The organism is Curvibacter soli, from assembly GCF_029211125.1.
GTDB classification, from domain to species: Bacteria; Pseudomonadota; Gammaproteobacteria; order Burkholderiales; family Burkholderiaceae_C; genus Curvibacter_A; species Curvibacter_A soli.
This window is the reverse complement of sequence record NZ_JARGEN010000024.1, coordinates 1-24,809: the sequence shown is the minus strand read 5'-3', so window position 1 is coordinate 24,809 and position 24,809 is coordinate 1. Positions and strand designations below refer to the sequence as shown.

Genomic DNA, 24,809 nt, shown 5'->3' with positions numbered 1-24,809 from the left:
AGGGTTGGCGCGGCGCGCGCGCCGCGCCGTCAGCGCGGGTTGACGAGCCGGTCGCCGATCTTGGCGCCCACGCGCAGTTCGAGCAGCAGGGCGTAGGACACCTTCTCGAACGTGCGGAACACCATGACGTGGCCGTTCTCTTCGCTCGGCAGCTTGATCGGCGTGCGCTCGTCGTTGGTGCGGTCGACCACGCGCGCGCCGTCGGACAACAGCGTCAGCACGTCGCCGCGCTCGATGCCGTCGCGCGTGCCCTTGTTGATGACGATGACCTGGTTCTGCCCCGCCAGCGCCATCGCGTTGGAGTTGCCGTAGAGGGACACCACGCGTGCGTCCACCGCCTGGCGCGGGGCGCGCGGCGCGTAGCTCAGGAACTCGCGCTCGGGCTCGGGCAGCAGGCGGTCGCCGACGCGGATCTCTTCCTTGGTGGCGATGATGTCGACCGTGCCCGGCACGATGTCGGTCACCGTCTCGCCGTCCTTGCCCTTGGACTGCTCGGTGCCCTCGCCGCGTACCAGCGAGGCGCGGCCCAGGTACTGCGCCTCGTAGCCCAGCACCTCGCCGCTCACCGGGTCCTTCAGCGGCACGCCGTCGCGGAACACGCGGAAGGCCACGGGGTTGCCCGGCTCCAGGCTCAGCGGCTTGGCCGCGTCGCCGCGGGCGTAGACGCGGTCGCCGCGGCTCACGATGACGCGGGCGTCTAGCGTGGCGACGATGCGCGGGGCCTTGGTCAGCGTGTCCTCGTCCACCACCACGGGTTCGGCGAGGAAGGGCTCGATCTGGTCGGGCCGCAGCGTCGGCAGGGCCGAGTCGCTCAGGCTGTCATAGCGCGTGCGTGGCGATACGCGGATGGTGCCGGGCTCGCCGCCGCCGGGGCTGGTGCTCAGGCGGGCGTAGCCGTCCTTCTTGAGCAGGTAGAGCGTCTGGCCCGGATAGATCAGGTGCGGGTTGCGGATGTCCTGCAGGTTCATGCCCCACAGCTCGGGCCAGCGCCAGGGCTTGTGCAGGTAGATGCCGGAGATGGCCCAGAGCGTGTCGCCGCGCTTGACCACGTAGGTGTCCGGCGCGTCGGGCGCGAGCTGCTCCAGGGGCACGCCCGCCTGCGCCACCTGCTGCGCGGTGCTGCGCTGGCCGCTGGTGACCGGGTATTGCTGGGCGGCTGCGGGAAGGCAAGAGGCGAAGGCGGTTGCGGCGGCCAGTGCGATGAACGTCGTGCGCTCTGCGCGCCTGCCGGCCTTCGGGGTATTCCTGTCTTGATGCATCGCGAATGCGCCCTCACTTGGGTGTTGTGATACCGGTGGCCGCGCATGCCGCAGTCCCGGCAGAGTCCTTACAAACGATGTCAGATTTTGCGCTCAAGCCCTTGATTCGGCAACGAATATTGCCCACGCCGCCCGGCGGCCCGGCGAAAAGTAGCGAAAATAGCGACATTGCCCGTTCCACGACCATGGCACTTCTTTCGATTCTCCGCTATCCCGATCCCCGCCTCCACACGGTGGCCAAGCCCGTGCAGGCGGTGGACGCGCGCATCCGCACGCTCGTCGCCGACATGCTGGAAACCATGTACGACGCCAACGGCATCGGCCTGGCGGCCACGCAGGGCGATGTGCACGAGCGCCTCATCGTCATCGACGTGTCCGAGGAGCGCAACGCGCCCATCGTGCTCATCAACCCCGAGATCACCTGGGCCAGCGAGGAAAAGCAGGTGGGCGACGAGGGCTGCCTGTCCGTGCCCGGCATCTACGACGGCGTGGAGCGCTCGGTGGCCGTGCACGTGAGCGCGCTCGACGCCGAGGGCCTGCCACGCACCATCGAGGCCGAAGGGCTGCTGGCGGTCTGCATCCAGCACGAGATGGACCACTTGCTGGGCAAGGTGTTCGTCGAATACCTCTCGCCGCTCAAGCGCAAGCGCATCAAGACCAAGATGCTCAAGCAACTGCGGGAGGAGCGCGCATGAGCCGGACACGGACCGCTATCCTGCGCCGCTGCGGCCTGCTCCTGGCGGCGGCGCTGCTGGCCGCCTGTGCGGCTCTGCCGGGGAGCGAGCAGCCGGGCGCCCTGCGCGCCGACGTGCTGCAAAGGCTTGGCAAGCCCACCGCCACCTACGCCTTGCCCGACGGTGGCGAACGGCTGCAGTACTCCGAGCTGCCCGCCGGCCATGCCGTCTACAACCTGGATTTCGACAGCGCGGGCCGGCTGCGGCGCGTGGAGCAGCCGCTCACGCCCGCGCGCCTGGCCCAGATCCAGCCCGGCCTATGGACGCTAGAGGACGTGCGCCTGCTGCTGGGCCCGCCTGTCATGATCGAGCATGTCGCCATGTTCGACGGCGACATTTATACCTACCGCTTCTTCGATTTCAACGAAAGCCGCTTCATTCATATCCACATCGACCGCGGCGGCACGGTACGCCTCATCCAGTTCACCGACGAGTTCATTCGCTCCGACCGGGACAGCGACGGTTGAGAACCTGAAGACCGGCGGCGCCCGGTCCTGCCTTTTTGCAACCATGAAAGTCATCTTCGCCGGCACGCCGGAGTTCGCCAGCGCGGCGCTGCGGCAACTGCATGCCGCGGGCCATGCGGTATCGCTCGTGCTGACCCAGCCCGACCGGCCCGCGGGGCGCGGGATGAAGCTGCAAGCCTCCGCCGTCAAGCGCTTCGCGCTGGACCACGGCATGCCCGTCGCCCAGCCGCGCAGCCTGCGGCTCGACGGCAGGTATCCCGATGATGCGGCGCACGCGCAGGCGAAGATCGCCGCCGCGGATGCGGACGTGATGGTCGTCGCCGCCTACGGGCTCATCCTGCCGCAGTGGGTGCTGGACATGCCGCGCCACGGCTGTTTGAACATCCACGCCAGCCTGCTGCCGCGCTGGCGCGGCGCCGCGCCCATCCACCGCGCCATCGAGGCCGGCGACGCCGAGACCGGCGTCACCATCATGCGGATGGATGCCGGCCTCGATACCGGCGACATGCTGCTGGCGCAGCGCCTGCCCATCGCGGCGGACGACACCACGGCCACGCTGCACGACAGGCTCGCCGCGCTCGGCGGGCGGCTGATCGTCGAGGCGCTGGAACTGGCGGCCCGTGGTGGCCTGCATCCGGTACCGCAGCCCGCCGAGGGCGTGACCTACGCGCACAAGATCGACAAGGCCGAGGCCGAGATCGACTGGCGGCAGGACGCCGCCACCATCGCGCGGCGCATCCGGGCCTTCGACCCGTTCCCGGGCGCCACCGCGCATGCGGGCGGCGAGGCGGTGAAGTTCTGGGCCGGCGTGGCCGAGGCGCAGCCGCCGGGCGCGCAGCCCGCGCCCGGCACCGTGCTGGCGGCGCACGCGCAGGGCGTGCGCGTGCAGTGCGGCCAGGGCGTGCTGCGGGCCACGACGCTGCAGCGCGCGGGCGGCAAGCGGCTGCCGGCGGTGGATTTCCTGCGCGGCTTCGCCCTCGCGCCGGGCCTGCGGCTCGGGGCGGCGCCATGACGCGGCACGCCAGCCCGCCGCCGCTGCGCGACATCGTGCGCCACCCGGAATTCGTGCGCGGCATGCGTGACATGGCCGGCATGGCCGTGGGCATCGGTGCCTGGGGGCTGGTCACCGGCGTGGCGATGACCAAGAGCGGGATGCCGGTGCCGCTGGCCATCTTCATGTCGCTGCTGGTGTACGCGGGCAGCGCGCAGTTGGCCGTGCTGCCCCTCATCATCGCCGGCTCGCCGGTCTGGGTGGTCTGGCTCACCGCGAGCTGCGTCAACCTGCGCTTCGTGATCTTCAGCGCCATGTGGCGCAGCTACTTCGGGCATTTCCACCGCGCCTACCGCTGCCTGCTGGGCTACGTGAGCGGCGACGTGACCTTCGTGCTGTTCACCCGGCGCTACCCCGACCTGAAGCACAGTCCCGAGCAGCTGCCGTATTTCTGGGGCGCCAGCACGATCAACTGGGTGGCCTGGCAGGGCCTGTCCATCGCCGGCATGCTGTTCGCCAACGCCATCCCGCAGCGCTGGGGCCTGGGCTTCGCGGGCGTGCTGGCGCTGCTGGGCGTGCTGTGCTCCATGCTGAGCGACCGTATCAGTTGGGTGGCGGCGGGCGTGTCGGGGCTGGCGGCCATCGCGGCGTTCGCGCTGCCGCTCAAGCTCAACATCCTCGTGGCCATCGCCGCCGCGGTGGCCGTGGGGCTGGTGATGGAGGCCGCCTTTGCGCTGCACCGCCGCATGGGGGCATCCTGATGGAAACGTGGGAGGTCGTCGTGACGGTGCTGGGACTGACGGTCATCACCGTGCTCACGCGCAGCTTCTTCATGCTGCCCGAGCGCGAACTGCCACTGCCCGAATGGCTGCGCCGCGGGCTGCGCTACGCGCCGCTGGCGGCCCTGGGCGCCGTGCTGGCGCCCGAGGTGGTGATGCGCAACGGCGCGCTCATCGCCACGCTGGCCGATGCCCGCCTGCCCGCGGTGGCTGCGGCCATGGCGTACTACTTCTGGCGCCGGGGCATCCTCGGCACCATCGTCGCGGGCATGGCGGTCTACCTGCCGCTGCACCTGGGGCTGGGCTGGTAGCGGCGGCTTGCTGCGCCACGGCTTTTCTACAATGCCGGGCGATTCCCGCTTCAACGAACACCGTCCGCCCCATGAATGTCCTCCGTTTTTCCGACCTCGCCGCGCAGGGCAAGGCTTCCGGCCAGCGCGTTTTCATCCGCGCCGATCTCAACGTGCCTTTCGATGACGCGGGCCATATTTCCGAGGACACGCGCATCCGCGCCTCGGTGCCTTGCATCCGCATGGCGCTCGATGCCGGCGCGGCGGTCATGGTCACCTCGCACCTGGGCCGCCCGACCGAAGGCGTGCGCCGGCCCGAGGATTCGCTCGCGCCCGTGGCCGCACGCCTGTCCGAACTGCTGGGCCGCCCGGTGCCGCTGGTGGCGGACTGGGTGGAACGAGGCGTGCAGGTCCAGCCCGGCCAGATCGTGCTGCTGGAAAACTGCCGCGTGAACAAGGGCGAGAAGAAGAACGACCCCGCACTCGCGCAGAAGATGGCCGCGCTGTGCGACATCTACGTCAACGACGCCTTCGGCACCGCCCACCGCGCCGAGGGCACGACCTACGGCATCGCCCGGTACGCCAAGGTGGCCTGCGCCGGCCCGCTGCTGGCCGCCGAGATCGACGCGATCACCAAGGCGCTGCGCGCTCCGAAGCGCCCGCTGGTGGCCATCGTCGCGGGCAGCAAGGTCAGCACCAAGCTCACCATCCTCAAGAGCCTGGCCGAAAAGGTCGACGAACTGGTGGTGGGCGGCGGCATCGCCAACACATTCATGCTGGCCGCGGGGCTGCCGATCGGCAAGTCGCTGGCCGAGCCCGACCTCGTGGCCGAGGCCCGTGCCGTGATCGACGCCATGGCCGCGCGCGGCGCGGCGGTGCCGATCCCCGTGGACGTGGTGACGGCCAAGACCTTCGCCGCCGACGCGCCGGCCACCACCAAGGCCGCCGCCGACGTGGCGGCGGACGACCTGATCCTCGACATCGGCCCGCAGACCGCCGCGCTGCTGGCCAGCCGGCTCAAGGCCGCCGGCACCATCGTCTGGAACGGTCCCGTGGGCGTGTTCGAGTTCGAGCCGTTCTCGCACGGCACCGAGACGATCGCGCGCGCCATCGCCGAAAGCCCGGCGTTCTCCATCGCCGGCGGCGGCGACACGCTGGCAGCCATCGCCAAGTACGGCATCGGGCGCGACGTGGGCTACATCTCCACGGGCGGCGGCGCCTTCCTCGAAGTGCTGGAGGGCAAGACCCTGCCGGCGCTCGAAATTCTCGAAAAGCGCGCGGCGGGGTAGCCTGACGCGCATCAACGCGGGCGGCTGCGAAGGGCCTGGTGCAGTGTTCGATGCTTGGCGGCACCACCGTTGCGGCATGCCATCGCAGCGCATCTGGGGCAATGACCGCGTGCTGATTTGCTATTGAAAAAGTAGCTGCCACCGCAGGTAAATAAAGCGCTGGAGGCCGATTTGGCATAAAAAAAGCGGGCCGAAGCCCGCTGTTGGACGAGGCGCTTGCGCGCGCGGGGCTCAGGCCGCCTGCGCTTGCAGGCGATGCGGCGTGCTGGTGGCGCAGCCCTTGAAGTCGGTCCAGCACTGGCGCGTGAAGTCATAGAGCTTGCAGGCGCGCGCCGTGTCGAAGTACCACTTCCACGAGAAGCGCTGGATGATGATGCGCTCGGGCAGCAGGTGCTCCAGCACCTTCTGCGCTTCCTTGAGTTTGTAGAGCGGGATGCTCATGTCCACGTGGTGCGCGGTGTGCTCCATGATGTGGTGGATCAGCGCGCCGATCTGCAGCGGGAAGGTCAGGTGCACTGTGGTCGACACGAATGGCTGCGCGCGCTGCCAGGCTGCGCGCTCGTCGTGCCACTGCACCTTGACGTGCGTGTGGTGGCCGTAGATCACGAAGCCCATCATGTTGAACCAGAACAGCATGGGCACGGCGAAGCCGAGCAGCAGCGTGAGCCATACCGACGTGCCCGCCGCCAGCGCGACGGCCACGATGGCGGCGATCCACAGCGCGGCGAAGCCGGTGACCAGCGCGCAGTCCTTGGTGAAGACCGGGCGGTAGGTGCTGCCCATCTGGGCGCGGCGCGGGAACATCATCTTCTTCCACCAGATCTCGATGGCGTAGTACGCACCCGGTCCCCAGCCGCTGCGGTAGAGGCGCTCGAACGCGCGGCGCACGGGCGAGAGCTGCTCGAACTCGGTCTGCGTCAGCGGCGCCCAGACAAAATCCACGCCCTTGAGGTTGGTGAAGCCGTGGTGCACCACGTTGTGACCCATGTCCCACAGGCTGTAGGCCGTGAGCGAGGGCAGGAAGGCGATACGGCCCAGCCACTTGTTCAGGCGCCGATGCGGTGTCAGGCTCTGATGGCAGGCGTCGTGGCCGATGATGAACAGTCGCCCGATCACGAAGCCCGCGGCCAGCGAGCACAGGATCCGCGCCCACAGCGCGTCGAGCAGCATCGTGCCCGCGATGAGCGCGATGAACAGCGCCCAGTCGAAGGCCAGCAGCACGAACGCGCGCAGCGTCGTGCGCTGCGAGATCGGGATCAGCCAAGAGCGGATCACCTTGCGGTGCGGCAGCGGTTCCTCGGGCGAGAGGGGCTGGGGCAGAGTCTCGGGCGCGGAGGCGGAAGTCATGGAGTTCAAGGTCCAGTTCATTCGAAAACGGGAGAGGCGTATGGCAACGCCGCACATGCAGCGCATGCTAAGGCGCTGCGGTGCCCGGGGGTCTGACCGGAATCAAAGCCCTGGCGTTTATTGGCGGGCCGTAGCATACATGAGGTCATATGGCGGAAAGATGTCAGTGGCCCCAAGGCGCTCGCGCACCACCCGCAGCGCATGAAACCGGCGCAGCCCAATGCCAGGGATACCGCGCAACCGGCTTTGCCGGGCCGCCGGTATCGCCCCCGGCGAGGGGGTTGGCGGCCACACGCAGTGGGCAAGCCTGGGGGAGTGTTTCACTTCAGCCCGCCGGGCGGCGGTACGCCGGCTGTCGTCCGCATGTAACTGCCGCTGCCGGGGCCATGTGAGAATCGGAAACCAAGTTACAGGCAGGAGACACGCCATGACCACTCCGCAGCACCGCGCCACCAAGATTGTCGCCACCCTGGGCCCGGCTTCCAGCGAGCCGGCCCTGCTCGAAGCGATGATTCGCGCCGGCGTCAACGTGGTGCGGCTCAACTTCAGCCACGGCACGGCGCAGGACCACATAGGCCGCGCCGCCCTGGTGCGCGAGGCCGCGCAGCGCGCGGGCCGCGAGGTGGCCATCATGGCCGACCTGCAGGGCCCCAAGATCCGCGTCGGCAGGTTTGCCGAAGGGCGCGTGATGCTGGAGCCCGGCACGCGCTTCGTCCTCGATGCCTCGCGCACCGAGCCCGGCGACCTGCAGGGCGTGGGGCTGGACTACAAGGAACTGCCGCGCGACGTGAAGCTCGGCGACCTGCTGCTGCTCAACGACGGGCTGATCGTGCTGAGCGTCGACGCGGTGCTCGGCGAGCAGGTCGTCACCACCGTGAAGCTCGGCGGCGAGCTGTCCAACAACAAGGGCATCAACAAGCAGGGCGGCGGCCTGACCGCGCCCGCCCTCACGGCCAAGGACATGGAGGACATCAAGACCGCCATGGGCTTCCAGGCCGACTACGTGGCCGTGAGCTTCCCGAAGAACGCCACCGACATGGAGATGGCGCGCCAGCTCTGCAACGTGGCCGCCGCCGGACACCGCCACAGGCCGGGGCTGATCGCCAAGATCGAGCGCGCCGAGGCCATCCCGCGGCTGGAGGAGATCCTCAAGGCCAGCGACGGCATCATGGTGGCGCGCGGCGACCTCGCCGTGGAGGTGGGCAACGCCGTCGTGCCGGCGCTGCAAAAGCGCATGATCCGCCTGGCGCGCCAGCACGACAAGGTCGTCATCACTGCCACGCAGATGATGGAGAGCATGATCGCCAACCCCGTGCCCACGCGCGCCGAGGTCAGCGACGTGGCCAACGCCGTGCTCGACGGCACCGACGCCGTGATGCTCAGCGCCGAGACCGCCGCCGGCAAGTACCCGCTTGAAACCGTACAGGAGATGGCCAAGATCTGCGCTGCCGCCGAGGCCGCCGAGGACGTGGAGCTAGACGCCGACTTCACCGGCCAGTCTTTCGGCAGCATCGACCAGAGCATCGCCATGGGCGCGCTGTTCACGGCCCACCACCTGGGCGCCAAGGCCATCGTGGCACTGACCGACAGCGGCTCCACGGCGCTGTGGATGAGCCGCCACCGCATCCACATCCCGATCTACGCACTCACCCCGCGCGTGACCACGCAGCGCCGCATGGCCCTGTACCGCAACGTGCGCCCACTGCTCATGGACAGCAGCGCCGAGCGCGACACTGCGCTGGAACAGGCCGAGGGCCACCTGAAAAGCCGCGACATCGTGCAGAGCGGCGACGTTTACGCCATCACCTGCGGCGAGCCCATGGGCGCGCCCGGTGGCACCAACATGCTCAAGATCTGCCGCGCAGCCTGACCAGGGCGGTTCAGGCCGGCGGCGTTTCCTGCGGCGCCGGCGCGATGGCGCGTTTGCGCAGCAGCGCGCGGGCCGCGCCGCCGACGGCGGCGGCGATGCAGGCGGCCAGCGTGCCCGTGAGCATGCCCGCCAGCACGTCGGAGGGGAAATGCACGCCCAGGCACACGCGGCTCCAGGCGATCAGCAGGGCCACGGCCAGCGCCGGCAGCGCCCAGCGGCGCGCGCCGGCCAGCCAGAGCGCCGCCGCGAAGGCAAAGGCGCCCGTGGCGTGCAGGCTCGGAAAGCCCGCGCGCTTTCCATGGGCGATCCACTGCATGCCGATGCCCAGCGCGCCGGGGCGCGGCATCGGCACCCAGGCCCGCACCACCTGCGCCAGGCACCAGCCCACCAGCAGCGCGGCCACGCACAGCAGCACCGCGCGCCAGCTCCTGCGCGGCTGCAGCGCCAGGGCCAGCGCCAGCCCCACGCCCGCCAGCGTCGGCAGTGTCTCGCTGGCCCAGCGGGCCAGGGCCAGCAGCCAGGCCGGGGTGCCGGGGCCGGCATTGAACGCGTGGAAGAGAGCGATATCCAGGGGCCCCATGGGGTTTCCTTGTTTTTTGTATCAAAGGCAACAGAATCCCATGACGGGATTGCTGCAATGTTGCTGCAATGTGAAAGCGCAAGTGCGGGAAAGGCGGCCCTCAGCCGCCGGCGCGCCGACGCAGCCGGTCACCCGCCAGACTGCAAACCCAGGCTGTGGTCCAGCACAGCCAGCCGGTCCACAGCGTGTGGCTCATGAAGTGGGCGCCGCGCGCCTGCTGCGCCAGGCCCAGGCCGAAGCCCGCAGCCAGCGCGCAGGCCAGCCACGCGTACGCGATGCGCGGCGCGCGGAGGCGGAACGCGAAGTAGCCCGCCAGGAACGAGAAGCCCGCCGAGGCATGACCGGCGGGAAAGCAGCGCCCGCCGCCGCCGCCGCCGTCGCGTATGCCCAGCGACCAGTGCGACACATAGCGTGCGGCACCGCCGAACTCCGCCAAGTCCCAGGGGCAACTGGTGCGGCTGCCCGACTTGACCAGCATCACCACGCTCAGCGACAGCAGGATGCCGATGGCCAGTTGCTGCCGTTCGCCGAGGCCAATGCGGCGCAGTGGCCCGAACGGCCACCATACACCCAGGCACAGCGCCAGCACCAGCAGCCAGCCCAAGCGGCGCGCGTCCTCGTGCAGCACATGCACGAAGAACCAGTCGTCACGCAGCGCAAAGCCGGCGGACGAGCCGAACCAGTGGGCCAGCGCACGGTCCAGGCCCATGGCGTCCCAGGCCAGCACGACGGCCAGCGTGCCGAGGGCCCAGTAAACCTGGAAACGGCAGTTGGATGCGCCTGCCGGTGCCGTGATCGGCGTGCCAGGCAAGACCGGGCGACGCGGCGGGCTACTGCCCGCAAGGATGAGCAACGCCGCATGGCGCGCCGAGCGCGGTGCTGGCAGGTGCATGGCGCTCTCACCCACGAGGTGAACGCCATCGAAGCCGGCAACGCTCGATTTCATGCGGCCTGACAAGGGATACGAAGCGGTCAACTGCCGTTTCCAGGGTAAAGGGTCTGGAAAGAGGCGGCGCGGGAGTGGGCCGGCGCGGCGAGCGGCACGGCGGGCAGAATCGAGGACATGGGGCGCGACGATAGGCAGGCGGCCTTAACGCGCGCTTAAAGGAGTCCGTGGCCCCACAATGGCGCTCCTATGCGAATCCTCGTGGTCGAAGACGATCCCGGCATCGCTGAGGGCCTGCGCGCCAATCTGCGGCAGCGCGGCTATGCCGTCGATGCCTGCGCCACCGTGGCCGCTGCCTGGGGCGCGCTGCGCGCCGAGGCCTTCGACGCCCTGCTGCTCGACCTCGGCCTGCCCGACGGCGACGGCGCCACGCTGCTGCAGCGGCTGCGCCAGGCGGCCCCGCCGGGCCTGCCGGATCCGTGCCTGCCGGTGCTCATCATGACGGCGCGCGACCGGTTGGAGCAGCGCATCGCGGGGCTCGACCAGGGTGCCGACGACTACGTGGTCAAGCCTTTCGACGTGGATGAACTCGACGCCCGACTGCGCGCCTTGCTGCGCCGCGCCGCGGGCCGTTCATCGCCGGTGATCCGCTACCGCGACATCGAGGTCGATCCCGCGGCCCGCGCCGTGCGCCTGCGCGGCGAGCCGGTGAAGCTGTCGCCGCGCGCATTCGCGCTGCTGGTGGTGCTGCTCGAAGCGCGCGCACGCGTGCTGTCGCGCTCGCAGCTCGAGGAACGACTCTATAGCTGGGACGCGGTGGTGGAGAGCAACGCGGTGGAGGTGCACATCCACCACCTGCGGCGCACGCTCGGCAGCGAGCTGATCCACACCATGCGCGGCGTGGGTTATTTCATCCCCCGGGACGACGCGTGAAAGGCATAGGCGGGCAGCCCACGCTCACGCGGCACCTGCTGCTGTGGGCGCTGGGCGCGCTGCTGGTGGTGTGGGGCGGGTTCGTGTTCCTGGGCTTTCGCGCCGGCGTGCATGAAGCCGACGAGCTGACCGACGGCCACCTCGCCGGCGTGGCCGCGCTGCTGCTCAACCTCGACGCCGCGCAGTTCATCGCGCCGGACCAGGCCACGCAGCGCGTGGATCTGCCGCGGCTGCGCAGCCACGACTACCAGCAGTCGTTCAGCGCCTTCGTGTGGGATGCCCAGGGCCGCCTGCTCGGGCGCATCGGCGGCGCTCCCGCGCCGGCCTTCGCCGACGAAACGGGCTTCGCCGACCTGCGCCTGGGCCCGCAGGGCGACGGCTGGCGCGCCTTCTCGCAGTGGGGCGTGGGGCGCGACCGCAAGGTCATGGTGCTGGTCAGCCTGGAAGAGCGTGACGGCCTGGCCAACGACATCGCCGAACAGTTGGTCGAGCCCGGCCTGTGGCTGCTGCCCGTGGTGGCGCTGGCGCTGGGGCTGGCGATCCAGCGCGGGTTGCGGCCGCTGTATGCCTTGTCGCAGGACGCGGCGCGGCTCGACGTGGCGCGCGCGCAGCGGCTGCCGGCGCGCTCGCCGCTGCGTGAATTCGACGCCGTGGTGGCCTCCATCAACGCCCTGCTCGACCGCCAGCAGGCCGCGCTGGCGCGCGAGCGCAGCCTGGCCAACGAGGTGGCGCATGAGCTGCGCACGCCGCTGTCGTCCATCGCCCTGCAGGCGCGCGCGCTGGCCGGGCCGATGGAGGAGGCCGAGCGCGCGCAGGCCACCGCGCGCATCGGCCAGGACGCCCTGCGCGCCGGCCACGTGCTGGGCCAGTTGCTGGCGCTGGCACGCACCAGCCGGGCCGAGCTGCACGATGCCGCAGCCCCGGTGGACCTGGCAGCGCTGGCCCGCGAGGTCTGCGGCGGCTACGCCCAGGACGCCTGGGCGCGGCACGACAGCCTGGCCGTGGAGGGGCCCGAAGCCCTGGCGCTGCAAGGCCATGCGCTGCTGCTGGAGATGGCGCTGCGCAACCTGGTCGAGAACGCGCTCAAGCACACGCCGCCGGGCACGCGCATCGAGGTGCGGCTGGGCCTGGCGGGCGCCGCGCCGTGGCTGCAGGTGAGCGACGACGGCCTGCGCGCCGCCGCGTCCCTCGCCGCGCGAACCCCCGACAGCCTGCGCCTGGGCCACCAGATCGTCACCCGCGTGGCCGAGGCGCACGGCGCGCGCTTCGGCGCCGCCGCCGCCGCGCCGCCCTTTACCACCTGCTACCGCATGGCCTTTGACGCGGGGCGCGCATAGGTAAAATTGGCCCTGCTGCGCCGGGCCGTCGGCTGACCGCGCCTGCGCCCCATTCAAACCATCCTCGGAACAAGACCATGCCACTCGTCTCCATGCGTGAACTGCTCGACCATGCCGCCGCCAACGGCTACGGCATACCGGCCTTCAACGTCAACAACCTGGAGCAGGTGCAGGCCGTGATGGAGGCCGCCAAGGAAACGGGCGCGCCGGTGATCCTGCAAGCCAGCGCCGGGGCGCGCAAGTATGCGGGCGAGCCCTTCATCAAGCACCTGATCCTGGCTGCCATCGAGGCGTACCCGGCCATCCCGCTGGTCATGCACCAGGACCACGGGCAGAGCCCGGACGTGTGCCAGGGCGCGATCAACCTGGGCTTCAGCTCGGTGATGATGGACGGCTCGCTGGAATCCGACGGCAAGACGGTGGCCAGCTATGAATACAACGTGGACGTGACCCGCAAGGTGGTGGACATGGCGCACAAGGTCGGCGTCACCGTCGAGGGCGAGCTCGGCGTGCTGGGCTCGCTCGAAACCATGAAGGGTGACAAGGAGGACGGCCACGGCGCCGAGGGCACGATGACGCGCGAGCAATTGCTCACCGACACCGAGCAGGCCGCCGACTTCGTGAAGCAGACGCAGATCGACGCGCTGGCCATCGCCATCGGCACCAGCCACGGCGCCTACAAGTTCACGCGCAAGCCCACGGGCGACATCCTGGCCATCGACCGCATCAAGGAGATCCACGCGCGCATCCCCAACACCCACCTGGTGATGCACGGCTCCTCCAGCGTGCCGCAGGAGCTGCTGGCCATCATCCGCCAGTACGGCGGCGCCATGAAGGAAACCTACGGCGTGCCGGTCGAGGAGATCCAGGAGGCCATCCAGCACGGCGTGCGCAAGATCAACATCGACACCGACATCCGCCTGGCCATGACCGGCGCGGTGCGCAAGTTCCTGGCCGAGCACCCCGAGAAGTTCGACGCCCGCGAGTGGCTCAAGCCCGCGCGCGAGGCCGCCAAGCAGATCTGCAAGCAGCGCTACCTGGAGTTCGGCTGCGAAGGCCAGGCCGGCAAGATCAAGGGCCAGAGCCTCCAGGACGTGGCCGCGCAGTACGCCAGCGGCGCGCTGGCCCAGGTCGTGCGCTGAGCGCCCGAGCGGCGGCCCATCCATCCCTTTCCCCCCACGGGCCCGCTCACGCAGCGGGCTTTCGCTTTCAGAGAAGAACCGCCCCCCGCCATGCGCAACGCCCTGCACACCTCCTCCCTCACTTCCCTGCCCCTGCTCGCGCGCGGCAAGGTGCGCGACAACTACGCCGTCGGCAGCGACCGCATCCTCATGGTGGCCAGCGACCGCATCAGCGCGTTCGACGTCATCATGGGCGAGCCCATCCCGGGCAAGGGCGAACTGCTCACCCAGCTCAGCCTGTTCTGGTTCGCGCGCCTGGGCCACGTCTGCCCCAACCACCTGACCGGCGACGCGCCCGAGAGCGTGGTCGCGCCCGCCGAGGTGCCGCAGGTGCAGGGCCGCGCCATGCTGGTCCAGCGCCTGAAGCCCGTGCCCATCGAGGCCGTGGTGCGCGGCTACCTGGCCGGCAGCGGCTGGAAGGAATACCAGCAGGGCCAGTCGGTCTGCGGCGTGCCGCTGCCCGCGGGGCTGAAGAACGCCAGCCCGCTGCCCGAGCCCATCTACACCCCGGCGGCCAAGGCCGAGATGGGCGCGCACGACGAGAACATCACTTACGAGCGCACGGTGGAGATGGTGGGCCCGCAGCTCGCCGCGCAGATCCGCGACACCGCCATCGCGCTCTACAAGGAGGCCGCGGCGTTCGCGCTGACCAAGGGCCTGATCATCGCGGACACCAAGTTCGAGTTCGGGCTCGATGCCGGCGGCCAGCTCGTGCTGATGGACGAGGTGCTCACGCCCGACAGCTCGCGCTACTGGCCGGCGGACGGCTATGCCGACGCCTGCGCCCGGGGCGAGAACCCGCCGAGCTTCGACAAGCAGTACCTGCGCGACTGGCTCGAGGCCGTGCGCATCAACGGCCAGCCCTGGAACAAGACCCCGCCGGCGCCGCGCCTGCCGCAGCAGGTGGTGGAGAAGACCGCCGCCAAGTACCGAGAAGCGCTGGAGCGCCTCACGGCCTGAGCATCAAATCGGCCTCCAGCGCAGTAGATACGGGCGCAGGTAGCTACTGATTCAGTAGCAAACGGCTGCGCGCATCAGCTCAGGATGATCGAGCTGAGCCGGCGCCGGTAGCTTGCCACCAGCGGGTCGTCGGGCGGAATCTGGCCCTCGGCCACCGCGGGCTTGGGCGGCTCGATGATCTCCAGGATGGCGATGTAGGTCTTGCGCGCGGCCTCGTCGTTCCAGGCGCGATCGCGCATGAGGATCTCCAGCAGTTCGTCCATCGCGTCGGTCCAGCGCTGCCGGGCCAGCAGCACCTGGGCGCGGCCGAAGCGCGCGTCGAAGTCGCGCTTGGCCGCGGCGATGCGGGCGTCGAACTCGCCCACGTCGGGGTGCGCATCGGCGAAGTCGATGGCGTCCATCCAGCGCTGGAGTGCGTCGAAGCGGCGCACCGCCGGCGCCTTGGCGATCACCGGGGCGAAGGCCACCTTGGCGTCGTCCACGCGGCCCTCCTGCAGCAGCAGCTTCACGTAGTCGAAGCGCGCGCCGTCGTTGGCGGGATCGGTGGCGAGGGCGTGCTGCAGCTTCTCCAGCGCACCTTCGGTATCGCCCTCGGCCAGGGCCTGCTGCGCCTGCTCATCCTCGGCCTGGGCCTGGGTTTCCTCGGCGCTGGGCACGTGCTTGTCGAGGAAGGCGCGCACCTGGCTTTCGGGCAGTGCGCCCATGAAGCCGTCCACCGGCTGGCCACCCATCATGAGGATGCAGGTCGGGATGCTGCGGATGCCGAACGCGCCCGCGAGTTGCTGCTCCTGGTCGGAGTCGATCTTCACGAGCTTGAAGCGGCCTTCGTAGGCGGTTTCGAGCTTTTCGAGGATGGGCCCGAGCGTCTTGCACGGCCCGCACCACGGCGCCCAGAAGTCGAGCAGCACGGGCTGGGTCATCGAGGCGGCGACCACCTCGGCTTCAAAGTTTTCTATGGTGACGTCGATCATGCAAACACCCTGAGGGGCAAAAAGTAAAATTCAAAGCTGTCAACTGAACAGCCCACACTATGTCATCCATCCACATCGGCGTGGTCATGGGGTCCAGCAGCGACTGGGACACCATGCAGCATGCAGTGCAGATTCTCCAGCAATTCGGCGTCCCCCACGAGGCACGGGTGGTGTCGGCACACCGCATGCCCGACGACATGTTCGCCTACGCCGAGGCCGCTGCAGGCCGGGGGCTGAAAGCCATCATCGCCGGTGCGGGCGGGGCGGCGCACCTGCCGGGCATGCTGGCGGCCAAGACGGTGGTGCCGGTGCTCGGCGTGCCCGTGGCCAGCCGCCACCTGCAGGGGCTGGATTCACTCTACAGCATCGTGCAGATGCCCAGGGGCGTGCCGGTGGCCACCTTCGCCATCGGCGCGGCGGGCGCGGCCAACGCGGCGCTGTTCGCCGTGGCCATGCTGGCCGCCGACGATGCCCGGCTGCGCACGCAGCTCGAAACCTTCCGTACCCAGCAGACGGAACTCGCACGCGGCATGGCCTTGCCGCCTGCGGCATGAACGCTCCGATCCTTCCCGGCGGCCAGGCCGTGCTCGGCGTGCTCGGCGGCGGGCAACTGGGGCGCATGTTCGTCCATGCGGCGCAGCGCATGGGCTACTTCACCGCGGTGCTCGACCCCGACCCGGACAGCCCCGCGGGCCGCGTGAGCCATCACCACATCGAGGCCGACTACCTCGACCCCGGCGCCCTCGACCGGCTGGCCGGGCTGTGCGACGCAGTGACGACCGAGTTCGAGAACGTGCCCGCCGCCGCGCTCGCCGACCTGGCCGCGCGCCTGCCCGTGGCGCCGGGCGCCGATGCGGTCGCCATCGCGCAGGACCGCGCGCGCGAGAAGGCGCACTTCGTCGCCTGCGGCGTGCCCTGCGCGCCGTATGCCGAAATAGAAACCATCGAGGCCCTGGCCGCCCTGGTGGCGCCGCCGAGCGCAGCACACGAAGGGGCTGGCGGGGGGGCGGGGCTGTTTCCGGGCATCCTGAAGACATCCCGCCTCGGCTACGACGGCAAGGGCCAGGCACGCGTGGCCACGCCCGCCGAGCTGGCCGCCGCCTGGGAGCGCCTGGGCCGCGTGCCCTGCGTGCTCGAAAAAATGCTGCCACTCGCCGGCGAATGCTCGGTCATCGTCGCGCGCGGCGCCGACGGCGCGCTGGTGCACCTGCCGCCGCAGCGCAACCTGCACCGCGACGGCATCCTCGCGGCGACCGAGGTCTTTGAACAAAATATGCCTCCAGCGCTTATGGAACAAGCGGTTGTAGCTGCGAAATCGATAGCAAACGGCCTGCGCTACGTGGGCGTGCTCTGCGTCGAGTTCTTCATGCTGGAGGACGGTGCGCTGGTCGTCAACGAGATGGCGCCGCGCCCGCACAACAGCGGCCACTACAGCATCGATGCCTGCGACGTGTCGCAGTTCGAGCTGCAGGTGCGCGCCATGGCGGGCCTGCCGCTCACGCAGCCGCGCCAGCACAGCCCGGCGGTCATGCTCAACCTGCTGGGCGACCTGTGGTTTGCGCAAGGTGGCGGCGCGCCCGCCACGCCGCCCTGGGACCAGGTGCTGGCCCTGCCCGGCGCCCACCTGCACCTGTACGGCAAGCGCGACGCCAAGCGCGGGCGCAAGATGGGCCACCTGACCCTCACTGCCGCCACGCAGGCCCAGGCGCGCGCGACGGCGCTGCGCGCGGCGGCGCTGCTCGGCGTCGCGCCGTTCTGACCATGGTGCTCGACGGCAGCCTGCCCGCCTCCATCGACGCCGCCGTGCGCGCGCTGCGCGCGGGCGAACTGCTGGGCCTGCCCACCGAGACCGTCTACGGCCTGGCGGCGGACGCCGACAACGCCCAGGCCGTGGCCCGCATCTTCGCCGCCAAGGGCCGGCCCAGCGACCACCCGCTCATCGTCCACGTGGCCGAGCCTGCGGGTATCGCGCGCTTCGCGCACGCTGTGCCGGCCTTCGCCCAGGCGCTGGCCGCCGCATTCTGGCCCGGCCCACTCACGCTGATCCTGCCGCGCCGCGCCGGCGTGGCCGAGGCCGCCGCGGGTGGGCAGGATTCCGTGGGCCTGCGCTGCCCGTCCCACCCCGTGGCGCAGGCCGTGCTGCGTGCCTGCGCCGCGGCGGGCATCGCCGGCCTGGCGGCGCCCAGCGCCAACCGCTTCGGGCGCGTGAGCCCTACCGCCGCCCTGCACGTGCAGGGCGAATTCGGCGACGACCTGCTGGTGCTCGACGGCGGCGCCTGCGCCGTGGGCATCGAGTCCACCATCGTCGACTGCACGCGCGGCGCGCCCGTGCTGCTGCGCCCCGGGGCCATCACGCGCGAGCAGGTCGAGTCCGCCTGCGGCCAGCGCCTGCGCTCGCGCGAAGAGCTGCAGGCGCCCGACCCGCGTGCGTCCGGCACGCTGGCCGCGCACTACGCGCCCACGGCGCAGGTGCGGCTGATGGACGCGCGCGCGCTGCAGACGGCGCTCGACGTGCTGGGCGCCGATGCGGCCAACATCGCGGTGTATGCCCGCGCCGTGCTGCGCACTCGTTCGCCGCGCGTGGTGATGCGCCGCATGCCCGACGATGCCGAGGCCGCCGCGCAGCAGTTGTTCGCCGCCCTGCGCGCGTTCGACGCGCAGGGCGTGAAGCTGATCTGGATCGAGACGCCGCCCGACACGTCCGCGTGGGAAGGCGTGCGCGACCGCCTGCGCCGCGCGGCGGCGGCGGCATGACGGCACCACCCTCGTTAAACTACCCCCCGCTTTTCTGGAGAAAACCCCATGGCAGTTAATTGGTTGCGGCGCGGTTTCCTGGCCGCTGCATGCGCATCGGCGGCGTTGCTCGCGGCATGCGGTTCGAGCACCATCGAGTCGGCGCTTTCCCCGTCGCGCATCATCGTCTTCGGCGACGGCATGGCTGACGTGGGGCAAAACGGGTCGCGCTACACGGTCAACGACGCTTCCCTCAACGTCTGGACGGCGCAGCTCGCTGGCCGCTACGACCTGACGCTCACCGCAGCCTCGGCGGGCGGCACGGGTTATGCGCGCGGCAATGCGCGCATCGCCGCCAAGCCCGACGCGGCGGGCAACGCCGCCACGCTGACCATGGCCGAGCAGATCGATGCCTTCCGGGCCGCGGGCGGCGTGTTCGGCGACTCCGACCTGGTGGTGCTGAACGGCGGCGTGGCCGACGTCGTCGCCGAGATGGCGGCGGTCAACGCCGGCACCGAGACCAGCGACCAGATGCTCGCCAACCTGAAGCAGGCCGGGCGCGACCTGGGCGCGCAGGCGCAGCGGCTGGTTGCCGCGGGTGCCCAGCATGTGTTTGTGGTCGGCTCCATCGACCTGGGCCGCACGCCCTGGGGCACGGCCATCGACAAGCGTTCCCTGCTGACCAACGCTTCACTCGAGTTCAACAACGCATTCCTGATTTCCGTGGTGGGCATGGGCAAGAACGTGTTCTACGTGGACAGCGCCTACTACTTCAACCTGATGACCGGCTCGCCGGGCTCGTATGCGTTCGACACCTCGGAGACGCCGGTGTGCACCTCGGTGGACCCCGGCAACGGCATCGGCATCGGTGCGGGCGAGGTCAACTCGGCGCTTTGCAACGCCAGCACGCTGCTGCCCGGCGTGACCGACTATTCCAAGTACGTGTACGCCGACAAGATCTACCCCACCCCCGCGGCGCACCGCCAGTTCGGCGACTGGGCCTACGACCGGCTGCGCACGCAGTGGTGAGTTGAGCGCGCAGCCGCCGCGTCAGAAGCGGTAGCCGGCCGCGACCGCGAACACGTCGGGGTGTCTCAGAGCCAGCCGGCGGCCGACAGCGAGCGCGACACCATCTGGCCCATCAACTGGTGGCCGTAGGGCGTGGGGTGGAAGCTGTCGGAGAAAGCGTAGCTTTTCCACCAGTCGGCGCCGCCGGCCGCGCCCGCAGGCGGCGCCATGGCCGACAGCGCGGCGGCGCTGCAGGCCGGGAAGCTGTAGGTCGGCAGGCCGTCGCCGCCCATGCCCGTGACCGGACAGACCGGCGTGGTGGAGTTGCTCAGGCCGAACTGCGACGGGTTGGCCACCTGGTCGTTGAGGTCGGTGTAGAAGTCCACCACCACGACCTTGGCGTTGCCGGCGAAGTCCGCCGCCAGCCGGGTGTTGAACGCCTCCACCCAGCCCCTGGACAGCGCCAGCACCTGTGCCGCCGCCGCGTCGCCCGCGCTGGCCTTGATGCTGGCCAGCACCATCTGCAGGCGCGGCGTGTTGTATACGCCCGGCATGTTCAGCACGGCCACGCGCGTGGCGCCCTTGCCCAGCACGTTGGCGCTGATGGCGCCGCTGAACTGGGCGGCCAGCGCCTGCATGTAGGCGCCGCCCACGGTCGCCATGCCCGTGGCGCCGCCTGCGAAGGCTGCATCCACGGTGGCCGCGGGCAGCAGGCTCTTGAGCAGCGCGCCGTAGGTGGCCGCGCCGTCGCTGTCGGCATTCAGGTAGGCGCCGATCAGGTCGGCGGCGTCGTTGCCGCCGCCGTCCACCAGCACCAGGTCCTGTGCCGTGAAGCCGTTGGCCCCGGCATCGGACATCTGCTGCGTGATGGAGAGGGGCGAGGTGGGCGCGCTGGCGTAGTTGATGCGCCCGCCGGCCACCGCGTAGTTGGTGCAGGTTGCGGCCTTGTCGAAGGTGCTGCCCGTGGACACGTAGTACGGGCACAGCGTCTTGCCGTAGCTCGCGGCCACGCGCTCGGGCCAGATCGGCGTGGAGCCCGTGCCCGTGGGCGCGCTGCCCTGTACCGTGGCCTTGAAGCCGAAGGTGCCGCTGTCGGCCAAGCTGTCGCCCATGACCTTGACGATGGAAACGGAGGCCTGCGGCGTGGTGTCGGCCCCGTCGCCGCCGCACGCGGCCAGGAAGGCGGCCGCGCCCAGCGCGGCCCAGGTGGTGGTGGTGAAACGGGGGTGGCCCATGCGTTGCTCCTGGTTAAAAAATCAAACGTCCGTTCTTTTTTGCGGCGCATAGGGGGATCATCCTGGAAACGGCAGTTGGATGCGCCTGCCGGTGCCGTGATCGGGGTGCCAGGCAAGACCGGGCGACGCGGCGGGCTTACTACCCGCAAGGAGGAGCAACGCCGCATGGCGCCCCGAGCGCGGTGCTGGCAGGTGCATGGCGCTCTCACCCATGAGGTGAACCCCATCGAAGCCGTGAACGCTCGATTTCATGCGGCCTGGCAAGGGATACGAAGCGGTCAACTGCCGTTTCCAGGATCATTAGCGCGGTCCAGCGGGGAAATACTGAGATTCGCTATTCCCGCGCCGTCCAGTCCACCAGCGCGTCGAAGGCCGGGCGCAGCGCGCCCGCGTTGGCGTGGTTGGCGAACGCCACCAGGATGTAGCGCCGCCCGCTCGGTGCATGCACGTAGCCGGCCACCGCGGCCACGTCGCGCAGGCTGCCGGTCTTCAGGTGCGCCGCGCCGACGAAGCGCGTCTGGCTGCGGCGCAGCGTGCCGTCCACGCCCGAGATCGGCAGCGACGAGGCCAGCTCCGGCATCAGCGGCGACTGCCAGGCTGCCTGCAGCATGCGCGCCAGGGCCTGGGCGCTGATGCGTCCGTCGCGGCTCAGTCCTGCGCCGTTGTCGAACACAGGCATGTCGGCCTCGCCGAAGCGCTCGCGCCACCACTGGCGCAGCACCTCGCGCGAGCCCTCGGGCGTGCCGGTGCCGTTGCGCTGCAGGCTCAGCGTCAGGAAGAGCTGCTGCGCCATCACGTTGTTGCTGTACTTGTTGATGTCGCGGATCACCTCCGCCAGCGCAGGCGACGCCATGCCGAACGCGGGCGGCAGCCCTTCGGGCACGCGCCCATCGCGCACGCGCCCGGCGAGCCTGCCGCCGATCTCGCGCCACATGCCCTCGATGGCGCGCGCGGCATAGGCGCCGGGGTCGGCATAGGCCACGGGCCAGGCCCGCTCGCCGCAGGCGGCGGGGTACACGCCGTCGAACGCCACGCGCGTGGCGGCGGAAAAATCGGCCTTCAGCGCGCCGCGCCAGTCGCCACATTCGGCGCCCGGTGCGGCCAGCGCCACCGTGGCCGGCATCTGCACGCCCGCCAGCGGCGGCTCCGACACCACGCGCGCGCTGCCCGCTGCCGGATCGGGCACGAAGGTCATGACGATGGACTTGTAGTTGACCAGCAGCGCGTCGGGCGCGGCGTTGTAGGGCCTGAGCGGCTCGCCGTCGAAGCCCGCGGGGTCGGCGGGCGGCAGGGCGAAGGCGCTGCGGTCGAGCACGATGTCGCCCGCGATGGCCTGCACGCCCTGGCCCTGCAGGCGGCGCAGCAGCAGCCAGAGCCGCTCCACCACGAGCTTGGGGTCGCCGCGGCCCTGGATGTAGGCGTTGCCCTGCAGCACGCCGCCCTGCACCGGGCCGTCGAGGTACACGCTGGTGTTCCAGGCATAGGCCGGCCCCAGCAGGTCCAGCCCCGCGTAGGTGGTGGCCAGCTTCATGACCGAGGCCGGGTTCATCGGCACCTGCGCGCGCCAGGCCAGCCGCGGCGTGCGCGCCTGCGCCTCCACGACCAGTATCGAGACGGCCTCGCGCGGCACGCGGGCGCGCGCCAGGGCGGCGTCCACCTCGGGCGGCAGCGCCGCGCCCTGCGCGCGGGCCGTGAATGTGGTGGCGAAGGGCAGGGCGGCGGCAAGCGTGGCCGCCAGCGCCAGGCGGCGCGACAGGCGAGGGCAGGGCATGGACTGGGAGTCTATGCGCTCCGGATGCGCGCCGGGCGCAGGCATCGCACGCCCCGCCATATGAAAAATTGACCCACGCTTCGCCGCTGCGCGGGTCGCTGCTGCCCCCGAGGGGGCCGTTTTCCATCTTGGGGCGGCCAGTCCCGGCGATGAAAACCCGCTCCGCCGATAATCAGGGCGATGCGCCTCTCCTCCCGCACCGTCGGCCTGCAGTCAGCCGTCGTCATGGTCGCCATCTGGTCGTCCTTCACCGTCATCGCGCGCGCCGCCGGCAGACGCATCGTCAGCAGCCTGGGCGGCATATCGCCGCTGCCGCTGGGGCAGACCGCGCTGCTGGGCACCTTCGGCGGGCTGCCATTCATGGTGGCCGCCCGCACCCGGGCTGCCTACAGCGTGCTGGCGCGCCGCCACGCGGTGGACGCAGTGCGCGTCACCATCGCCGTCACGGCCTTCGCCTGCGCCACCTACGTGCCAGCGTTCGCGCTGCTCACGGGCCTGGGCATCGCGCCCATGCACCCGGGTACGGCGCCGACGGGCGAGATTGCCTTCGGCCTGCTGTTCCAGGGCTGCGGCTCGGCGGTGGCCTGCGGGGGGCGGCCATGAAGCTGCTGGCATTCGACACCAGCACCGAGGCGCTGTCCGTCGCCGTGCAGCACGGCGCGCAGGCGTGGCGGCACAGCGGCGCGGGCGGGGCGCAGGCATCGGCCACGCTGATTCCCACGGCGCGCGCGCTCATGGCACAGGCGGGGCTGCTGGGTTTCGCCGCGCTCGACGCGGTGGTGTTCGGGCGCGGGCCGGGCTCGTTCACGGGGCTGCGCACGGCCTGTTCGGTGGCGCAGGGCCTGGCCTTCGGGGCCGGGGTGCCGGTGCTGCCGGTCGACACGCTGCTGGCCGTGGCCGAGGACGCCCGCGCGCGCCATGGCTGCGACCGCGTGGTGGCCGTACTGGATGCGCGCATGGGCGAGGTCTATGCCGCCGCCTGCGCCTGGAATGCCGGCACCGGCCTGTGGCGGTGCGATGCCGACTTCGCCCTCTGCGCCCCCGAGGCGCTGCCGGTGCCGCCGGGCTGGACCGTGGCCGGCAACGCCCGCGCCGCGTATGGCGAGCGCCTGGCCCCCGGCGCCGCGCATGTGGACGCGCTGCCCACGGCGGATGCCCTGCTGCGCCTGGCGCCCGCGCTGCTCGCCGCCGGCAAGGCCGTGGCCGCCGCCGCCGCGCTGCCGCGCTACATTCGCGATAAAGTCGCCAAGACCACGGCAGAGCGCGAAGCCGAACGCGCGGCCCTGGCCGGCCACCCCTGATGCCTTCTTCCCATGAGCGCCCTGCCCACCACCGTCGAAGCCCGGTTCGAGCCCCTGGCCGAGCCGCTGCTCGACGCCGTGGTCGCGGTGGAACTGCAGGCCTACACCCACCCCTGGTCGCGCGGCAACTTCCGCGACTCGCTGGCCGCCGGCTACGAGGCGCAGGCGCTGATGGCCGGCGACACGCTGCTCGGCTACTTCGTCGCCATGAAGGGCGTGGACGAGGTGCACCTGCTCAACATCACCGTCGCCCCGGCCTTCCAGCGCCAGGGCTGGGCGCGCGTGATGCTCGACGCGCTGGCCCTGTGGTCGCGCGGCCAGGACGCGCAGTGGCTCTGGCTCGAAGTGCGCAAGAGCAACCTGCGCGCGCAGCACGTCTATGTGCTGTACGGCTTCCGCAGCGTGGGCGAGCGCCGCCGCTACTACCCCGCCCATGCGGACGAGCGCGAGGACGCCATCGTCATGAGCCTGCGCCTATGAACCTGGAAACAGCAGTTGACCGCTTTGCATCCCTTGCCAGGCCGCAGGAAATCGAGCGTTGCCGGCTTCGATGGGGTTCACCGCGTGGGTGAGAGCGCCATGCACCTGCCAGCACCGCGCTCGGCGCGCCATGCGGCGTTGCTCCTCCTTGCGGGCACCAAGCCCGCCGCGTCGCCCGGTCTTGCCTGGCACCCCGATCACGGCACTGGCAGGCGCATCCAACTGCCGTTTCCAGGATGAACGCCCGCTGATGAGCCTCGACCTGGATCGCCGCCAGCGCGCCATGCTGGAAGAAATGGGCATCACCGTCTGGTGGCCCGATGCGCCCGTACCGCCGGTCGCGGCTGCGGAGCCCGCCGTGGCGCCGCCGGCGCGCGCCGCGCCTCCTGCCGCCGCAGCGCGGCCAC

Annotated in this window: 26 protein-coding genes; 18 read left to right on the top strand and 8 right to left on the bottom strand. The window is 70.7% G+C overall.

What is annotated here, in order from left to right; genetic code table 11:
- Positions 1-29 precede the first annotated feature (29 nt).
- Entirely contained in the window at positions 30-1,259 is a 1,230-nt protein-coding gene (locus PY257_RS05340) for a LysM peptidoglycan-binding domain-containing protein (RefSeq protein WP_275739634.1), read from the bottom strand.
- Positions 1,260-1,444: 185 nt separating this feature from the next.
- Here PY257_RS05340 and def point away from each other — a divergent pair, with 185 nt between their 5' ends.
- The 6 genes from def (at position 1,445) to PY257_RS05310 (ending at position 5,809) form a co-directional block, all read left to right on the top strand.
- Entirely contained in the window at positions 1,445-1,954 is a 510-nt protein-coding gene (def, locus tag PY257_RS05335) for a peptide deformylase (protein WP_275739632.1), read from the top strand.
- Positions 1,951-2,460 (top strand): hypothetical protein, encoded by a 510-nt coding sequence (locus PY257_RS05330; RefSeq protein ID WP_275739629.1) that lies wholly within the window; start codon positions 1,951-1,953, stop codon positions 2,458-2,460. The genes def and PY257_RS05330 overlap by 4 nt, the downstream gene beginning before the upstream one ends.
- A gap of 43 nt (positions 2,461-2,503) precedes the next feature.
- Positions 2,504-3,472: a methionyl-tRNA formyltransferase gene (gene fmt / locus PY257_RS05325; RefSeq protein ID WP_275739627.1), complete on the top strand. Its 969-nt coding sequence runs from the start codon at positions 2,504-2,506 to the stop codon at positions 3,470-3,472.
- Positions 3,469-4,212 (top strand): AzlC family ABC transporter permease, encoded by a 744-nt coding sequence (locus PY257_RS05320; protein ID WP_275739626.1) that lies wholly within the window; start codon positions 3,469-3,471, stop codon positions 4,210-4,212. The genes fmt and PY257_RS05320 overlap by 4 nt, the downstream gene beginning before the upstream one ends.
- Positions 4,212-4,541, top strand: coding sequence for an AzlD domain-containing protein (locus tag PY257_RS05315; protein WP_275739624.1), 330 nt, complete (start codon positions 4,212-4,214; stop codon positions 4,539-4,541). Before PY257_RS05320 ends, PY257_RS05315 begins: the two co-directional genes overlap by 1 nt.
- 71 nt (positions 4,542-4,612) lie before the next feature.
- Positions 4,613-5,809, top strand: a complete 1,197-nt coding sequence (locus PY257_RS05310) for a phosphoglycerate kinase (RefSeq protein WP_275739622.1) — start codon at positions 4,613-4,615, stop codon at positions 5,807-5,809.
- Positions 5,810-6,040: 231 nt separating this feature from the next.
- On the opposite strand, the gene PY257_RS05305 is transcribed toward PY257_RS05310, so the two are convergent.
- Positions 6,041-7,213 carry a fatty acid desaturase gene (locus PY257_RS05305; protein WP_419095658.1) on the bottom strand — a complete coding sequence of 391 codons (1,173 nt, stop codon included), beginning with the start codon at positions 7,211-7,213 and terminating at the stop codon, positions 6,041-6,043.
- A gap of 370 nt (positions 7,214-7,583) precedes the next feature.
- Between PY257_RS05305 and pyk the strand changes: the two genes are divergently transcribed.
- Entirely contained in the window at positions 7,584-9,026 is a 1,443-nt protein-coding gene (pyk, locus tag PY257_RS05300) for a pyruvate kinase (protein WP_275739617.1), read from the top strand.
- Between the two features lie 10 nt (positions 9,027-9,036).
- Here pyk and PY257_RS05295 read toward each other — a convergent pair whose 3' ends face one another.
- Together PY257_RS05295 and PY257_RS05290 are read right to left on the bottom strand one after the other, a co-directional pair.
- Positions 9,037-9,606 (bottom strand): phosphatase PAP2 family protein, encoded by a 570-nt coding sequence (locus PY257_RS05295; RefSeq protein WP_275739615.1) that lies wholly within the window; start codon positions 9,604-9,606, stop codon positions 9,037-9,039.
- A gap of 100 nt (positions 9,607-9,706) precedes the next feature.
- Positions 9,707-10,315 (bottom strand): phosphatase PAP2 family protein, encoded by a 609-nt coding sequence (locus tag PY257_RS05290; RefSeq protein WP_275739671.1) that lies wholly within the window; start codon positions 10,313-10,315, stop codon positions 9,707-9,709.
- Positions 10,316-10,741: 426 nt separating this feature from the next.
- Here PY257_RS05290 and PY257_RS05285 point away from each other — a divergent pair, with 426 nt between their 5' ends.
- The 4 genes from PY257_RS05285 (at position 10,742) to PY257_RS05270 (ending at position 14,903) form a co-directional block, all read left to right on the top strand.
- On the top strand, positions 10,742-11,425 hold the full coding sequence (locus tag PY257_RS05285) for a response regulator transcription factor (RefSeq protein ID WP_275739613.1): 684 nt from the start codon (positions 10,742-10,744) through the stop codon (positions 11,423-11,425).
- Positions 11,422-12,762, top strand: a complete 1,341-nt coding sequence (locus PY257_RS05280; protein WP_275739611.1) for a sensor histidine kinase — start codon at positions 11,422-11,424, stop codon at positions 12,760-12,762. Before PY257_RS05285 ends, PY257_RS05280 begins: the two co-directional genes overlap by 4 nt.
- A 77-nt stretch (positions 12,763-12,839) precedes the next feature.
- Entirely contained in the window at positions 12,840-13,904 is a 1,065-nt protein-coding gene (gene fba, locus PY257_RS05275; RefSeq protein WP_275739608.1) for a class II fructose-bisphosphate aldolase, read from the top strand.
- Positions 13,905-13,994: 90 nt separating this feature from the next.
- The gene (locus PY257_RS05270) at positions 13,995-14,903 is read left to right on the top strand and encodes a phosphoribosylaminoimidazolesuccinocarboxamide synthase (RefSeq protein ID WP_275739606.1); all 909 of its coding nucleotides are present in this window, start codon (positions 13,995-13,997) and stop codon (positions 14,901-14,903) included.
- A gap of 74 nt (positions 14,904-14,977) precedes the next feature.
- Here the strand turns inward: PY257_RS05270 and trxA are convergent, their stop codons facing one another.
- Positions 14,978-15,874 (bottom strand): thioredoxin, encoded by an 897-nt coding sequence (trxA, locus tag PY257_RS05265; RefSeq protein ID WP_275739604.1) that lies wholly within the window; start codon positions 15,872-15,874, stop codon positions 14,978-14,980.
- Positions 15,875-15,933: 59 nt separating this feature from the next.
- On the opposite strand from trxA, the gene purE reads away from it, so the two are divergent.
- From purE to PY257_RS05245, 4 genes are read left to right on the top strand one after another with little or no spacing between them, the layout of a single operon-like run.
- The gene (purE, locus tag PY257_RS05260; protein ID WP_275739602.1) at positions 15,934-16,428 is read left to right on the top strand and encodes a 5-(carboxyamino)imidazole ribonucleotide mutase; all 495 of its coding nucleotides are present in this window, start codon (positions 15,934-15,936) and stop codon (positions 16,426-16,428) included.
- Positions 16,425-17,633: a 5-(carboxyamino)imidazole ribonucleotide synthase gene (locus PY257_RS05255; RefSeq protein WP_275739600.1), complete on the top strand. Its 1,209-nt coding sequence runs from the start codon at positions 16,425-16,427 to the stop codon at positions 17,631-17,633. The genes purE and PY257_RS05255 overlap by 4 nt, the downstream gene beginning before the upstream one ends.
- 2 nt (positions 17,634-17,635) lie before the next feature.
- Positions 17,636-18,628: an L-threonylcarbamoyladenylate synthase gene (locus tag PY257_RS05250; RefSeq protein WP_275739598.1), complete on the top strand. Its 993-nt coding sequence runs from the start codon at positions 17,636-17,638 to the stop codon at positions 18,626-18,628.
- Between the two features lie 48 nt (positions 18,629-18,676).
- Complete coding sequence (locus PY257_RS05245) at positions 18,677-19,636, top strand: SGNH/GDSL hydrolase family protein (protein ID WP_275739596.1); 960 nt, start codon at positions 18,677-18,679, stop codon at positions 19,634-19,636.
- Between the two features lie 65 nt (positions 19,637-19,701).
- Here PY257_RS05245 and PY257_RS05240 read toward each other — a convergent pair whose 3' ends face one another.
- The 3 genes from PY257_RS05240 to dacB form a co-directional block, all read right to left on the bottom strand.
- The gene (locus PY257_RS05240) at positions 19,702-20,850 is read right to left on the bottom strand and encodes an SGNH/GDSL hydrolase family protein (RefSeq protein WP_275739594.1); all 1,149 of its coding nucleotides are present in this window, start codon (positions 20,848-20,850) and stop codon (positions 19,702-19,704) included.
- Positions 20,851-20,907: 57 nt separating this feature from the next.
- Positions 20,908-21,102, bottom strand: coding sequence for a type III secretion system chaperone family protein (locus PY257_RS05235; RefSeq protein ID WP_275739591.1), 195 nt, complete (start codon positions 21,100-21,102; stop codon positions 20,908-20,910).
- A gap of 82 nt (positions 21,103-21,184) precedes the next feature.
- The gene (gene dacB, locus PY257_RS05230) at positions 21,185-22,621 is read right to left on the bottom strand and encodes a D-alanyl-D-alanine carboxypeptidase/D-alanyl-D-alanine endopeptidase (protein ID WP_275739589.1); all 1,437 of its coding nucleotides are present in this window, start codon (positions 22,619-22,621) and stop codon (positions 21,185-21,187) included.
- Positions 22,622-22,801: 180 nt separating this feature from the next.
- Here dacB and PY257_RS05225 point away from each other — a divergent pair, with 180 nt between their 5' ends.
- Genes PY257_RS05225 through rimI form a run of 3 tightly spaced genes read left to right on the top strand, consistent with a single transcriptional unit; the run spans position 22,802 to position 24,402 of the window.
- A complete protein-coding gene (locus tag PY257_RS05225; RefSeq protein WP_275739587.1) occupies positions 22,802-23,224 on the top strand; it encodes a hypothetical protein in 423 nt (140 codons plus the stop codon).
- Positions 23,221-23,922, top strand: coding sequence for a tRNA (adenosine(37)-N6)-threonylcarbamoyltransferase complex dimerization subunit type 1 TsaB (gene tsaB, locus PY257_RS05220; protein WP_275739585.1), 702 nt, complete (start codon positions 23,221-23,223; stop codon positions 23,920-23,922). The genes PY257_RS05225 and tsaB overlap by 4 nt, the downstream gene beginning before the upstream one ends.
- 12 nt (positions 23,923-23,934) lie before the next feature.
- Positions 23,935-24,402: a ribosomal protein S18-alanine N-acetyltransferase gene (rimI, locus tag PY257_RS05215; protein WP_275739584.1), complete on the top strand. Its 468-nt coding sequence runs from the start codon at positions 23,935-23,937 to the stop codon at positions 24,400-24,402.
- Positions 24,403-24,809 lie beyond the last annotated feature (407 nt).